Raw genomic sequence first — 12,814 nt, 5'->3', positions numbered from 1 at the left:
CCTCCTCGCGGGGAGCCGCTTTTTTGTTTCTTTCTCCATGCCGGAAGGGAGAAACTGTGAAGAATTCGGGAACAATTTCTCAATCACCCTAAAGTTCCATGCACTGCCACCGATATTAACCATAGAAAGCTAGTATAAAGGATTTGGTGAAAACTATGGATAAAACATCGATTATCGGTATCATCCTCGCCTTGATTGCTTTAAGCGTGGGCATGGTGCTGAAAGGGGTCAGCTTAAGCGCACTCGCTAACCCGGCAGCTATTCTGATTATTTTGTTCGGTACGATTTCTGCGGTGATCATCGCATTTCCCGGAAAAGAAATCAAAAAAGTGCCTGCCCTTTTTAAAGTGCTGTTTAAAGAAAACAAACAGCTGACAATTGCGCAATTAATTCCTATGTTCTCTCAATGGGCGCAAATCGCCAGACGTGAAGGTCTGCTCGCATTGGAAGCAAGCATTGAAGACGTGGATGACGCATTTTTGAAAAACGGCCTGAGCATGGCGGTTGACGGACAAAGCGCAGAATTTATCAGAGATATTATGACTGAGGAAGTTGAAGCGATGGAAGACAGACACCAGGCCGGCGCAGCCATCTTTACACAAGCCGGCACATATGCGCCGACACTCGGCGTTTTGGGTGCGGTCATCGGCCTTATCGCGGCTCTTTCCAACATGAACAATACCGAGGCGCTCGGACATGCCATCAGTGCGGCGTTTGTCGCCACCCTTCTCGGGATTTTCACAGGATATGTACTATGGCATCCCTTCGCCAACAAACTGAAACGCAAATCAAAGCAGGAAGTCAAACTGCGTGAAATCATGATCGAAGGCGTTCTGTCAGTGCTTGAAGGACAGGCCCCGAAAGTGATCGAACAAAAACTTCTCATGTATCTTCCTGCGAATGAACGCGCAAAAGTCGCTGAACAAGAAGGAGAGGCAAACAATGGCGAGAAAAAAGAAGAAGAAGCATGATGACGAGCATGTGGATGAGTCTTGGCTGATCCCGTACGCGGATTTGCTCACCCTTCTTTTGGCTCTGTTCATTGTATTGTTCGCCATGAGCTCGGTCGATGCGGCGAAATTCCAAATGCTGTCTAAATCATTTAACGCCGTGTTTACCGGAGGCACGGGTGTTCTTGAATATTCAAGCGTCACCCCTCCTGAAAACGAAAAAGACGGCGTTGATCAGTTAAAAAAAGACAAGGAAAAAGATAAAGAACAGAAAAAGAAAGAAAGAGAAGCAGCCGACCGCGAAGAACTTGAAGGCGTGCAAAAGCAAGTCAATCAATTTATAAAAAATAAAAAGCTTGAAACTCAGCTGGAAACAAAGCTGACTAAAGAAGGACTCTTAATTACCATTAAAGACAGTATCTTTTTTGATTCCGGACGGGCGGATATCCGTCAGGAAGATATTCCGCTTGCCAAGGAAATCTCGAATCTCCTTGTGCTGAATCCGCCAAGGAACATTATTATCAGCGGACATACGGACAATGTACCGATTAAAAACTCACAATATCAATCTAACTGGCATTTAAGCGTCATGCGGGCCGTCAACTTCATGGCTATTCTGACAGAAAACCCGAAACTTGACGCAAAAGTATTCAGCGCCAAAGGTTTCGGAGAGTATAAACCGGCCGTGTCGAACAAAACCGCCGAAGGGCGCAGCAAAAACAGGCGCGTCGAGGTATTGATACAGCCTAGAAACGCCGCGACTGACCAAAATCAGTAATATAAAAAAGGAAGCCTTTCAAATGGCTTCCTTTTTTATTTCTGATGAAAATGTTTAGCGTTTAACCCCACTCTTTTCAGCATTTCCGTACACATTTCTATCTCTTCATCACTCAGCACACTGATCATTTCTTTAATTTCGTCAGCATGATCAGGAAAAATATCGTCCAAAAGACGGATTCCCTTTTCGGAAATCTGTGCGAAAGTCACTCTTCTGTCAGTCGGCGAGGCTTTTCTGATGAGAAGTTCTTTTTTCTCTAATTTGTCAACAACGTATGTAATACTTCCGCTCGCTAATAAAATTTTGTCGCCGATCTGCTGAAGCGGCTGGTTGCCTTTGTGGTACAGCAGCTCAAGCACCGCAAATTCCGTCGGGTTCAGGCCGTGCTTATGAATATGTTTATTCATATGGTCGTTAATAGATCGGTACGCACGTGACAGTACAATAAATAATTTCAATGAGTTTTCTGTTTTATCCGTCATACATTCAATCATCCTTTTACAAAAGAAACCGTTACAGAGAAACATTAATAAACAAAATGAAAAATGTCAACAAAAATGTTTCCAAAATTTCTCTTCTTTTTGTCAGACCTTAATAAAATAATTTGTTTTTCTATCATTTTGGTTATTTTTTCTTATTAAAGAAGTATAAAAATGATATAATACCTCTATTCAAGTGTAATGTTGGAGCGATGCAGAGTGAATACATTTAAAGGTGCCCGGGGAAAGATCAAGCTTTATCTCATATTGGTGATCATCCCGGCACTTATTATCAGCTTTTTCATTTATGAAAAAGAAAAGCAGAAAATAGCCGATAAACACATACAGGAAGCCAGTATGATGCTCAACCTTCACCGCAATAAGCTCAATTATTTAATCGGTGAAACAAAAGCCCGGATGACAACACTTGCGATCGCTGTCGATAAGCCTGTCAATGAAGAAAAGATCATTGACATTCTCGATCAGGCTTTTGAGGATGAACCCAGATTCAGCGGACTGTATATGCTGAATTCCAAAGGTGATGTCATCGCAAGCACGACTGATCTGAAATCAAAGGTGAATTTGGCCGACAGACCGTATTTTACGAAGGCGAAAAAAACGAAAAAAACGGTCATCACAAATGACTACTCCAGCAGAATTACAGGCCAGCGCATCTTCACGATCTGCGTGCCGGTGTTAGACGCAGAACGGGAAGTCACGGATTATTTAGTAGCCGCCATACAAGTCGATTATTTGAGAAATATGATCAATATGCTGAGCCCTGACGTTTATGTCAAGGCAACCAATCAGAATAAAGTGATATTTGCCAGCGGACGGGCTGATCAATCAGAAGGTGTGAAACCGGTCAGCGGGTATCTGGATGATATTAATTGGAATATCAATGTTTATCCGAAACCGGTTGAGCTGAATGAGCTGACCAAAAGCGTGCTGCTGCCGATGTCCAGTATTGCCGTGCTGCTGAATATTCTGTTCATCCTCGTTCAATATTATTTGCTTAAGCGCAAGACCCAGCTGGAGCGCGCTCAAAATGAAGCGCAGAAATTGGAGCTGATCGGAACGCTTGCCGCCAGCACCGCCCATGAAATCCGCAACCCGCTTACAGGGATCAGCGGCTTCATTCAGCTTTTGCAGAAAAAATACAAATCGGAGGAAGATCAGCTGTATTTCTCAATTATTGAGCAGGAGATTAAACGGATCAATCAGATTGTCAGTGAGTTTTTAGTGCTTGGAAAACCCACTGCTGAACGGTTGGAAGTGAACTCGCTGCAGGATATTCTTGATGAGATTATGCCGATTATTTATTCTGAAGGGAATCTGTATAATGTGGAAGTGAATGTGGAGATTCTCGTCAATCGGCCGCTCAAGGTCAACTGCACGAAAGACCATATTAAACAGGTGATTTTAAATGTCGCGAAAAACGCGTTGGAATCCATGCAGGAAGGCGGCCGGCTGTCCATCTATTTAGAAGCCCGCGATCATAAAGCAGTCATTAAGGTGGCCGACAACGGAATGGGCATTTCTGAAGATATGCTTGAACACATTTTTCTTCCGTTTGTAACGTCAAAGGAAAAAGGCACCGGCCTCGGCCTTGTCGTATGTAAACGAATCATGCTGATGTACGGCGGTTCAATTGACATTCAAAGCGAAGTCGATAAGGGCACAGAGGTCACCATCACCCTCCCTGCCGCTTCTCGATGAAAAAAACACCCTGGATCGGGGTGTTTTTTAATTAAAGAAGAATATGTGTAAGAGGATATACCAGAGGAACGGCATCATAGCCGGCAGATAGTACGAGGCGCTTCGTGAGCCGTGCCAGCGGAAAAATGTGCTGACTGTACGCGGTCATCTTTCGGATGCGGCGCTTGATCAGGAAGCGCATTCAGTCTTCGTTATCTGTTTTATCATCAATCATTTGTTTGCTTCATATGCAGGCATGACGTCACCGCGGGAGAACAAGCCTATTTTCTTCACAAGGCCCTGTATTCCTTGGTGATGTGTGCGATCACGGTTTACCAGCTGCTGATACGCGTTCATCAGACAGTCCAGTTCCTGGCTGTGCCTGATCGTGTCATATCCTGTAAACCCTTGCCTGTTAGCCGCATCTATCATCATTTTTCTTTTTTTATCAATAGATACAAGCAATTTTTCTTGTTCAGAATAACTGCCCATTCACTTCACCCCTCACCGCTAAAAGAATAGGAAACAAGTTTGATTGGGTTATTGAGCATTATTACAGATTATACTTTATTTGTAAACATTTTTTTACTAAATAACTTATTTTTTCATTTCGTATTGGAATCTTTGCATGAATACGAGAATAATACCCATTCGGGTAATGATATAAACAGAATGCGGCATATTCAAGATTTAAAAAACAGCCACAGCTGACTTTACATTACAATAAAAAACCTCTCATGCCGGCGGGGGCATGAGAGGTTCGGACGTCTATCAGTTTTGCACACTTTCATTCTCGTAAATCGGCACCCAGCCCTCAGTCGTCACGAAGATTCGGATTGCGACGACCCGGCGGTCTTCCTGAAGCGTAAAGTAGTGGCGGATGTTCTCCGGAACTGAAATCAAATCTCCCGGATTTAAACGAACGTCGAAAAATGTGCCGTCTTTGCCTTGAATGACGAAGATGCCGTGTCCGCTGACGATAAAGCGGACTTCATCATCCGTGTGGTGATGTTCTCTTTGAAAATTTTTTAATAATTCATCAAGATTCGGCGTGGTATCTGATAAAGAAATGACATCCTGAGACTGATATCCGCGCCGGGCTGAAATGTCCTGAATCTCAGTGTCAAACGCCGCGAGAATCCGTTCTTTTTCATCTTCGGTTAGATCGAATTTTTCCGAAAGCCCAGACGGAAGTTTTTCAATGTTCCACTGCTCATAGATCACCTCTTGTTCGTCTAAGAAGCGCGCTACTTCTTCCTGTTTTTCAATGAGCGTATTCTTTTCGTCATGAATTCTGATGGTCGCCATTTTCTATTCCTCCTTTTATTTTACCAGCTGCGGACGAAGTGACAGAAGCTTGAGGTGACAGCTGAATAAAAATTCATAGGCTTCCAGCACCCTTTTCGCTTCAAATGCGGTCCGCCCCCATGCCGTAATGCCGTGATTGCGGATTAACACCGCGCCTGAGCCGGCGTCCGCATGGTGCGCGAAGTTTTCGGCCAATGCCGGGATATGCGCCGGATTGTCAATGATCGGAACGGTCACGGACGCGTTTTCCTCCCATAATCCGAGCGCCTTAATCATCTCCTGCCCCTGAAAAGTGATTTGTTTTTCATCCCCGTAAAGCTCTGAGATGACATTATTATTGACGGTATGGACATGCAGACAGCAGCCGGCGTCTGTCTTTTGGTATAAGTAAGTATGAAGAAGCGTTTCCGCTGAGGGTTTTAAAGAATGGCCGGTCTCAGCGGGCTTCCCATTCTCATCGATTAAGAGAAAATCTTCGTCTGTTTCTTTTCGTTTGTCTTTTCCGCTCGCCGTAACGAGAAAAGTCAGCGGCCCGTCGGATACTTTGATGGAAAGATTCCCGCTCGTTGCCGGGAACCAGTCTCTTTCGGCCAGCTCGCGTTTTACCTCGGCAAGTTCGCGCCAGCGTTCTTCTTTTGCAGCCATGCCTGCACCTCCCCGATGTTTTCAATGCCTGTTTTCACCTCATGAAAATCTTGAAAAGGCAGATGCCGGAGGCCGAGTTCTTTGCATTCAGTCAAAAGATAATCTCTCGCAAAGCACATATCGGATAACTTTGCAGCCTCGACATCCGTGACCGAATCACCGATCATAACGAGAAATTTCTGCTGATCGGATAGCTTCCGGATGACTGACGGTTTGCAGCAGCCGCATTGATTGGTACAGTCTCCGTCACAGGCGTGCGGCCAGTCTATATGAATATATTCATTGTCAAAGGATGCATGATTGCAGAAAATCCGCTCCTTTTCTACGATCCCTTCCAAAAGCGGATGCACAAAAAAGTCCATTCCCCCGCTTACGATATAAAACGGGAGGCCGTTTGACCGGACAAACGAGACAAAATCCAAAAAGCCGTCCCGTATTTTCGCATCCTTCAGGATAAAGCCGGTCAGTTCTTCTTTTAAGCTGCTCGGCAGCAGTCCGAACATCCGTCCGACTCCTTCTTGGATTGATATGCTTTTAGACAGAACACCGTCTTTTAATTCAAGCCACTCAGGAGGCGCGAATTCTTTCATCATGCTGACAATGTTGTCGTTCATGGTGACCGTTCCGTCGAAATCACAAATAATCAGCGGCGTGCGGGGCGTGCGGGTCATACTGCTTCCACCCTTCCCCATTTGTCTAATGCAAGCTGAAGATCTTTGCACGACGCGGCTTTTTCTTCAATCGGCTGCGCTTCAAGCACCGCATCAATGACGGCGCGGAACGCTCTTCCGCCCCCCTCGGCTCCTTTCGGATGGCCGTGAATGCCTCCGCCGGCATTGATGATGTGATCGATGCCGAAATCGCGCATCAATAATGGCACCATACCGGGGTGAATGCCTGCTGACGGGACGGCAAACGACGGATGAAAGACATCGTCTTTTACACATTCATCATGGATTGCAAGTGCGGACTCCTTCGGAAGAGCAACGGATCCGTAAGGTGACGGAAATAGACTGAAATCAGCGCCGCAATAGCGGTTCAGCTTGCCGAGCAAAAGCGCATGCGACAAGCCGTAAACGGGAGATGATGTGAACGCGCCGCTGACTGCCGGATGCGCCATGATCGGAAGCGGGATTTCCCTGTCTTCAGCAAGGCTCTGCATCACATCTAAACCGTAAGCGAACACATTCAATAAAAGCGCGTCCGCCCCGAGTTCTGCCGCGCGCCTCGCTTTATCCCGCAATTCAGCGGTCCTTCCCGTAAGGTTTACGGCATACAGCGTTTTATGCCCCGTCTCCTCCCGGGTTTCCTTCAGGACTTGTTTTCCTTCGATAATGCGGGTTTCAAACGGAGCCAGTTCATTTTCAAAGAAAATTTCGTCATCTTTAATCAGATCCACGCCGCCGAGCGCCTGCTGTCTGAGCTGTTCTTTAATGTCGGCGAGATCCCGTCCGATCACGCCTTTAAATATGCTCATCAGAAGCGGTCTTTCAAATTCGCCCAGCAGTTTGCGGATGCCGTATATACCGAATTTCGGCCCGGGAAGGGAGCGTTTAAACCCTTCGGAAAATTTAAGATCAGTCAATTTTATTTTTCCGTCCAGTGACAGCTTTCCGAATACCGTCGTCAGGACGGCCGGAATATCTCTTGAAAAGTTCGCCTCGGGGTAGGCGATGGTGATGGCGGATTGTGTTTCGTTTTCTGAGGTTCCTTCTTTCTCCTCAACTTTTACGACCCGCCCTTTATGTTTTCTGAGCTGTTCCTGCTTCACCAGGGGCAGGTCAGTCCAGGAGCCTACTGTCAGCCCCGCCGCAATCTGTTCCGCCCGCTTTTCACTGTCCGTTGTGTCTGTCAGAAGATATGTTGCCAATACTTCGCTCATGCGTGAACGCCTCTCTTTCTTTCGCAAAACATAAAAAAACCTCTTCCGTATGAGCAGAAAGAGGCTTCGTGTTATGTCCGAATCTTATCTCTCAGCTCCTGCTGCAAGAATTAGCACCGTGCTTTATCAGTCGGTTGCCGGGCTTCATCGGGCTCGTCCCTCTGCCTGCTCTTGATAAGAATAATGATTTTATAAAGTATTTTGAATTATCGCATTGTTATCCTGATATGTCAATGCTTTTTCGGGTGAAAAGATTCAGTTTCCCGATCCGTTCCGCAGCTTCTTTAAGTCTTTCTTCACTTGTCAGAAGACCGACTCTTATATAGCCTTCCCCCCATTTTCCGAACCCGTTTCCGGCAGCGACCGCGACATCCGCTTTCTCGAGCAGCAGATCTGAAAACGACTGTGACGTATAACCGTCAGGCACAGGGAGCCATGCAAAAAAGGAGCCCGCCGGAGCCGTCACATCCCAGCCGATATCGCGGCAGGCTTTAATCCATGCATTGCGTCTCGATTCATATCTGTCATTTTGCGCTGCGACGCATGCCTGATCCGCTAAAAGAGCGGCTGCCGCCGCCTGCTGCGCCGCGGGAAACAAGCTGACAAACATATGATCCTGATAAAGGTTGATCGCTTCGATGACAGAAGCGTTTCCGACGGCAAATCCGACCCGCCAGCCCGCCATATTATACGTTTTGGACAAGGTATAGATTTCGATTCCCGTCTCTTTTGCGCCTTCGGTCTGCAAAAAGCTCAGCGGTTTATGACCGTCAAAGCCGACGGCTCCGTACGCGAAATCATGAACGACACAAATGCCGTTTTGTTCCGCAAAACCGACCGTCTCCTCAAAAAACGCCTCTGTCGCCACAGCGCCGGTCGGATTATTCGGATAATTGAGATACAGCAGCTTCGCCTCGCTCCGCACCTTTTCAGGAATTACGCTGTAATCAGGGAGAAACCCTCTTTCTTCTGTCAGCGGCATCATTTCCATTTTCGCTTTCGCAAGGGCGACGCCTGACCAGTAATCAGGATATCCGGGATCAGGCACCAGAATGGTATCTCCCGGGTTTAAAAGACATTGCGGAAGCTCAACAAGTCCCGCCTTGCCTCCGAACAGCACAGCGACTTCCGTTTCCGGATCAAGCGTGACCCCGTACTCCCTTTCATAAAATGCAGCGGCTGCTTTTTTGAAGCTGTAAGCGCCCCGGAATGATGAGTATTTATGATTTTCCGGCCTTTCGACGGCGCGCTTCATTTCTTCAACGATATGCTGAGGCGTCGGCTGATCAGGGTTTCCCTGCCCTAAATTGATGACGTCTCTGCCTTCTTTCAGCTTTTGATTCACTTTTTGCACCAATGATGCGAAAAATTGTTCCGGCAGCTGTTTGAGTACATCTGAGATTTCAAAGTTCATATTTTCACCTTCTAAAAATGTCTTGAAATGATAGTCCATCATCATATATGGTTAAATAAAAAAAGTAAAGAGAAACTTGAGGTGTTAAAAAATGAAATGGACCGTTTCCTGTTTGCAATTTGATATTTCATACGGAAATCCTTCAGAAAACTTTAAAAAAGCAGAATCTTTGATTGAGCAAGAAAGCCGCCATGCGGATGTAATCGTGCTTCCTGAGTTGTGGACGACCGGCTATGATCTCACACGGCTAGACCAGCTGGCGGATGAAAACGGCAACGTTTCGGAACAATGGCTTAAAGAAACGGCAAAAACATACAACGTACACCTCGTTGCCGGATCTTTTGCGGTCAAAGAAGGCGAAAATGTCTATAACACCATGTACATCGCCGATAACAGCGGACAGATCGTGAAGCGGTATCAGAAAGCCCATCTGTTTCAGCTGATGGATGAACACCTTTACTTGGCAGCAGGAAACAGCGACGGTTCCTTTGAGCTTGACGGTGTCAAGTGCGCCGGGCTGATCTGCTATGATATCCGTTTCCCCGAATGGATCAGAAAGCATACGTCCCAGGGCGCGAATGTCCTGTTTATCTCTGCGGAATGGCCTCTGCCCCGCCTTGATCATTGGCGAAGCCTGCTTATCGCCAGAGCAATTGAAAACCAATGTTTTGTCGCAGCCTCTAACTGCACGGGGTCCAATCCCGATAATGAATTTGCCGGCCACAGCCTGATTATTGACCCGTGGGGCCGGATTTTAGCCGAAGGAGACCGGACGGAAGGCGCCGTCCGGGCGGAAATCGATGTGTCAGAAAGCGCGGACGTGCGGGGAACTATTCCGGTTTTCCAAGACTTGCGGCGTGATTTATATTAATTTTCAAAAAAATGTTGACAAGAATATCCGGCACCTGCTAATATTTTCATCAACTGATTAATCCGAATTGTGATACAAATCAATATATTTTTCTCTTATCGAGAGTTGGGCGAGGGATTGGCCTTTTGACCCCAACAGCAACCGACCGTAATTCCATTGTGAAATGGGGCGCGTGATTTTTGCGCCGAGACGATTGTCTCATAAGGCACGGTGCTAATTCCATCAGATGTTATCTGAGAGATAAGAGGCGGACTGCACTGTTTCAGCCTCCTTCTCTTTCAGAGAAGGAGGCTTTTTTTCGGGCGTATTCTCCGTCACGATCTCTTACTGCCACTACATAATTGGAGGGTAAATCCATGTCAGCAACTAAAACAAGTCTTTATGAACAATTAACAGAAAGCTCCGCCGCCGCGTTAGCCGTCAAGCTCGGCTTGTTCCAAAGCAAAAGCACTCTGACATGCCGTGAAATCGGCGACGGCAATTTAAATTACGTCTTTCATGTTTACGATAAAGAAAACAAAAAAGGACTGATTATTAAACAGGCAATCCCTTACGCGAAAGTCGTCGGTGAAAGCTGGCCGCTTACCATTGACCGGGCGAGAATCGAAAGCAGCGCCCTCATCCGCCAGGGCGAACACGTGCCGCACCTCGTTCCGGCCGTTTACTATTCCGATACTGAGATGGCCGTCACGGTTATGGAAGACCTCTCCCATTTGCGGATTTCAAGAAAAGGGCTGCTGGAAGGGCAGCATTATCCGAACTTATCGGTTCATATCGGTGAATTTTTAGGGAAAACGCTTTTTTACTCATCCGATTATGCGCTTGATGCGAAAGTAAAGCAGCAGCTCGCAAAGCAGTTTACAAATCCTGAGCTTTGCAATATTACAGAAAGGCTTGTGTTTACAGAACCGTTTCTCGACCATGAGACAAACGATTTTGAAGAGGAGCTGCGCCCATACGCAGAAAAAGTTTGGAACAATTCCCGGCTGAAAGAAGGCGCTGACGAATTGAAAGCCACCTTTCTGAATTCTGCGGAAACATTGGTTCACGGCGATCTGCACACGGGAAGCATCTTCGCCGATGAACATGAAACAAAGGTGATTGATCCCGAGTTTGCTTTCTTCGGACCGATCGGGTTTGACATCGGCCAATTTATCGCCAATCTGCTCTTAAACGCCCTCAGCCGCGACGGTGACGACAGACAGCCTTTATATGACCATACTGCCGCCGTATGGGATACATTTGTGAAAACATTCAGTGAAGCATGGGAGAAAGACTGCCTGCCTTCCCGCAGACACCTGCTGGAAGACACACTGAAAAACGCGTTTGAGGAAGCGGTCGGTTTTGCGGGATGCGAATTGATCCGGCGCACGATCGGACTCGCCCATGTGGCTGACTTAGATGAAATCACTCCGTTTGACAAACGAATCGAACGGAAGAAGCTGGCGCTTGACATCGGCGCCTATTATATCGAAAACAGAAAAAAACTGAAGCATATCACCGAGGTTCTGGACCAATTTAAGCTCCGTGTAAAGGAATGATGCAGCATGACCAATGAATTTGCCATCCCCCGTTCTGTAGAATGGAAAGAAACCTACATCCGCATTTTAAATCAGCAAAAGCTTCCCGACGTCACTGAATATGCGGAACTTGAAACAAAGGAAGATGTATTCGACGCGATTGTCACGCTGAAAGTAAGGGGCGCCCCGGCCATCGGTATAACCGCGGCGTTCGGACTCGCGCTCTCCGCCAAGTCGTTTGAAGCCCGCGATCTTTCAGATTTCCGACGTCAGTTCGCGGATGTCAAAGCGTATTTAAACAGTTCGAGGCCCACTGCCGTCAACCTTGCGTGGGCGCTTGACAGACTGACGGATTCGATCAGGGATGCGATCTCAATCAATGAAGCGAAGACAACGCTCGTTCATGAAGCCATTCAAATTCAGATTGAGGATGAAGAAACATGCCGTATGATCGGCCAAAATGCGCTGCACCTTTTTAAAAAAGGCGACCAGATCATGACCATCTGCAATGCGGGCTCGATTGCCACAAGCCGGTACGGTACGGCGCTTGCTCCCTTTTACTTAGCGAAACAAAAAGACCTTGGCCTTCATATCTACGCATGTGAAACAAGACCCGTTCTCCAAGGATCACGGCTGACGGCGTGGGAGCTGATGCAGGGCGGAATTGATGTCACGCTCATTACCGACAGCATGGCCGCCCATACAATGAAGGAAAAACATATTTCTGCAGTCATTGTCGGCGCTGACAGAATTGCAAAAAACGGTGATACGGCCAACAAAATCGGAACGTACGGCCTCGCTATTTTGGCAAACTCCTTTCAAATTCCGTTTTTTGTGGCCGCACCGCTTTCGACATTTGACTTGCAGATTGAAAACGGCGATCAGATTCCGATTGAAGAAAGAGATCCGGATGAAGTCAGACAGATCTCCGGCATACGCACCGCTCCCGAGGATGTTCCGGTCTTCAATCCGGCCTTTGACATCACACCGGGCAGCCTGATTTCCGGCATTATAACCGAGAAAGGAATTGTGACCGGTTCTTACACGGAAGAAATTGAACAATTATTCGCTGACTGCCAGCTGAGCTGAAAAACCGCTGATGATGTTGCCTCAGGCAATGTCAGCGGTTTTTTTGTCTGCACAATGTAATCACTTCATCTTTTTGGACGGCTGTAATGAGATGCATTTTAAAAAACAGTTCTGCATAACCGGCTATCTTTTGCGGGCGGCTCATTTTCATCAGGCTTCGTCCTCCTTTTTCATCAGGCC

The 12,814-nt window shown here is 46.9% G+C and carries 13 protein-coding genes and 2 riboswitches; of the genes, 6 read left to right on the top strand and 7 right to left on the bottom strand.

Annotated elements, in window-relative coordinates:
* Positions 1 to 155: 155 nt before the first annotated feature.
* Positions 156 to 971 carry a flagellar motor stator protein MotA gene (gene motA, locus BXO87_RS03165; protein WP_007408461.1) on the top strand — a complete coding sequence of 272 codons (816 nt, stop codon included), beginning with the start codon at positions 156 to 158 and terminating at the stop codon, positions 969 to 971.
* Positions 943 to 1,728: a flagellar motor protein MotB gene (gene motB, locus BXO87_RS03160; protein WP_003154685.1), complete on the top strand. Its 786-nt coding sequence runs from the start codon at positions 943 to 945 to the stop codon at positions 1,726 to 1,728. The genes motA and motB overlap by 29 nt, the downstream gene beginning before the upstream one ends.
* Before the next feature lie 35 nt (positions 1,729 to 1,763).
* Here motB and mhqR read toward each other — a convergent pair whose 3' ends face one another.
* Positions 1,764 to 2,210 carry a MarR family transcriptional regulator MhqR gene (gene mhqR, locus BXO87_RS03155; protein WP_007408463.1) on the bottom strand — a complete coding sequence of 149 codons (447 nt, stop codon included), beginning with the start codon at positions 2,208 to 2,210 and terminating at the stop codon, positions 1,764 to 1,766.
* A gap of 198 nt (positions 2,211 to 2,408) precedes the next feature.
* On the opposite strand from mhqR, the gene BXO87_RS03150 reads away from it, so the two are divergent.
* On the top strand, positions 2,409 to 3,926 hold the full coding sequence (locus BXO87_RS03150; RefSeq protein WP_061046826.1) for an ATP-binding protein: 1,518 nt from the start codon (positions 2,409 to 2,411) through the stop codon (positions 3,924 to 3,926).
* A 210-nt stretch (positions 3,927 to 4,136) separates the two neighbouring features.
* Here the strand turns inward: BXO87_RS03150 and spo0E are convergent, their stop codons facing one another.
* The 6 genes from spo0E to BXO87_RS03120 all read right to left on the bottom strand — a co-directional run bounded on the left by spo0E (position 4,137) and on the right by BXO87_RS03120 (position 9,154).
* Positions 4,137 to 4,397 carry an aspartyl-phosphate phosphatase Spo0E gene (gene spo0E, locus BXO87_RS03145; protein ID WP_003154690.1) on the bottom strand — a complete coding sequence of 87 codons (261 nt, stop codon included), beginning with the start codon at positions 4,395 to 4,397 and terminating at the stop codon, positions 4,137 to 4,139.
* 279 nt (positions 4,398 to 4,676) lie between these two features.
* A complete protein-coding gene (locus tag BXO87_RS03140) occupies positions 4,677 to 5,213 on the bottom strand; it encodes a 1,2-dihydroxy-3-keto-5-methylthiopentene dioxygenase (RefSeq protein WP_032874705.1) in 537 nt (178 codons plus the stop codon).
* 15 nt (positions 5,214 to 5,228) lie between these two features.
* On the bottom strand, positions 5,229 to 5,858 hold the full coding sequence (locus BXO87_RS03135) for a methylthioribulose 1-phosphate dehydratase (RefSeq protein WP_022553436.1): 630 nt from the start codon (positions 5,856 to 5,858) through the stop codon (positions 5,229 to 5,231).
* Positions 5,816 to 6,529: a 2-hydroxy-3-keto-5-methylthiopentenyl-1-phosphate phosphatase gene (mtnX, locus tag BXO87_RS03130; protein ID WP_038457820.1), complete on the bottom strand. Its 714-nt coding sequence runs from the start codon at positions 6,527 to 6,529 to the stop codon at positions 5,816 to 5,818. The genes BXO87_RS03135 and mtnX overlap by 43 nt, the downstream gene beginning before the upstream one ends.
* Complete coding sequence (gene mtnW / locus BXO87_RS03125; protein ID WP_038457818.1) at positions 6,526 to 7,740, bottom strand: 2,3-diketo-5-methylthiopentyl-1-phosphate enolase; 1,215 nt, start codon at positions 7,738 to 7,740, stop codon at positions 6,526 to 6,528. Before mtnW ends, mtnX begins: the two co-directional genes overlap by 4 nt.
* 81 nt (positions 7,741 to 7,821) lie before the next feature.
* Positions 7,822 to 7,921: riboswitch (SAM riboswitch) on the bottom strand.
* Between the two features lie 36 nt (positions 7,922 to 7,957).
* Positions 7,958 to 9,154: a pyridoxal phosphate-dependent aminotransferase gene (locus BXO87_RS03120; RefSeq protein ID WP_038457815.1), complete on the bottom strand. Its 1,197-nt coding sequence runs from the start codon at positions 9,152 to 9,154 to the stop codon at positions 7,958 to 7,960.
* A gap of 91 nt (positions 9,155 to 9,245) precedes the next feature.
* On the opposite strand from BXO87_RS03120, the gene BXO87_RS03115 reads away from it, so the two are divergent.
* The 3 genes from BXO87_RS03115 to mtnA all read left to right on the top strand — a co-directional run bounded on the left by BXO87_RS03115 (position 9,246) and on the right by mtnA (position 12,634).
* Entirely contained in the window at positions 9,246 to 10,025 is a 780-nt protein-coding gene (locus BXO87_RS03115) for a carbon-nitrogen family hydrolase (protein WP_038457814.1), read from the top strand.
* Positions 10,026 to 10,117: 92 nt separating this feature from the next.
* A riboswitch (SAM riboswitch) is annotated at positions 10,118 to 10,272 on the top strand.
* Positions 10,273 to 10,381: 109 nt separating this feature from the next.
* Positions 10,382 to 11,566, top strand: coding sequence for an S-methyl-5-thioribose kinase (gene mtnK, locus BXO87_RS03110; RefSeq protein ID WP_038457811.1), 1,185 nt, complete (start codon positions 10,382 to 10,384; stop codon positions 11,564 to 11,566).
* A 6-nt stretch (positions 11,567 to 11,572) separates the two neighbouring features.
* Entirely contained in the window at positions 11,573 to 12,634 is a 1,062-nt protein-coding gene (gene mtnA, locus BXO87_RS03105; RefSeq protein ID WP_038457809.1) for an S-methyl-5-thioribose-1-phosphate isomerase, read from the top strand.
* Positions 12,635 to 12,814: the final 180 nt, after the last annotated feature.

Source organism: Bacillus sp. GZB, assembly GCF_001975995.1.
Taxonomy (GTDB): Bacteria; Bacillota; Bacilli; order Bacillales; family Bacillaceae; genus Bacillus; species Bacillus velezensis.
The sequence above is the reverse complement of the archived record's forward strand: the minus strand, read 5'-3'. Positions and strand labels throughout refer to the sequence as shown.

Excerpts from the sequence above, each read along its gene's own strand:
- motA (WP_007408461.1), top strand. The coding sequence starts at position 156 with ATGGATAAAACATCGATTATCGGTATCATCCTCGCCTTGATTGCTTTA.
- motB (WP_003154685.1), top strand. The coding sequence starts at position 943 with ATGGCGAGAAAAAAGAAGAAGAAGCATGATGACGAGCATGTGGATGAG.
- mhqR (WP_007408463.1), bottom strand. The coding sequence starts at position 2,210 with ATGACGGATAAAACAGAAAACTCATTGAAATTATTTATTGTACTGTCA.
- BXO87_RS03150 (WP_061046826.1), top strand. The coding sequence starts at position 2,409 with ATGTTGGAGCGATGCAGAGTGAATACATTTAAAGGTGCCCGGGGAAAG.
- spo0E (WP_003154690.1), bottom strand. The coding sequence starts at position 4,397 with ATGGGCAGTTATTCTGAACAAGAAAAATTGCTTGTATCTATTGATAAA.
- BXO87_RS03140 (WP_032874705.1), bottom strand. The coding sequence starts at position 5,213 with ATGGCGACCATCAGAATTCATGACGAAAAGAATACGCTCATTGAAAAA.
- BXO87_RS03135 (WP_022553436.1), bottom strand. The coding sequence starts at position 5,858 with ATGGCTGCAAAAGAAGAACGCTGGCGCGAACTTGCCGAGGTAAAACGC.
- mtnX (WP_038457820.1), bottom strand. The coding sequence starts at position 6,529 with ATGACCCGCACGCCCCGCACGCCGCTGATTATTTGTGATTTCGACGGA.
- mtnW (WP_038457818.1), bottom strand. The coding sequence starts at position 7,740 with ATGAGCGAAGTATTGGCAACATATCTTCTGACAGACACAACGGACAGT.
- BXO87_RS03120 (WP_038457815.1), bottom strand. The coding sequence starts at position 9,154 with ATGAACTTTGAAATCTCAGATGTACTCAAACAGCTGCCGGAACAATTT.
- BXO87_RS03115 (WP_038457814.1), top strand. The coding sequence starts at position 9,246 with ATGAAATGGACCGTTTCCTGTTTGCAATTTGATATTTCATACGGAAAT.
- mtnK (WP_038457811.1), top strand. The coding sequence starts at position 10,382 with ATGTCAGCAACTAAAACAAGTCTTTATGAACAATTAACAGAAAGCTCC.
- mtnA (WP_038457809.1), top strand. The coding sequence starts at position 11,573 with ATGACCAATGAATTTGCCATCCCCCGTTCTGTAGAATGGAAAGAAACC.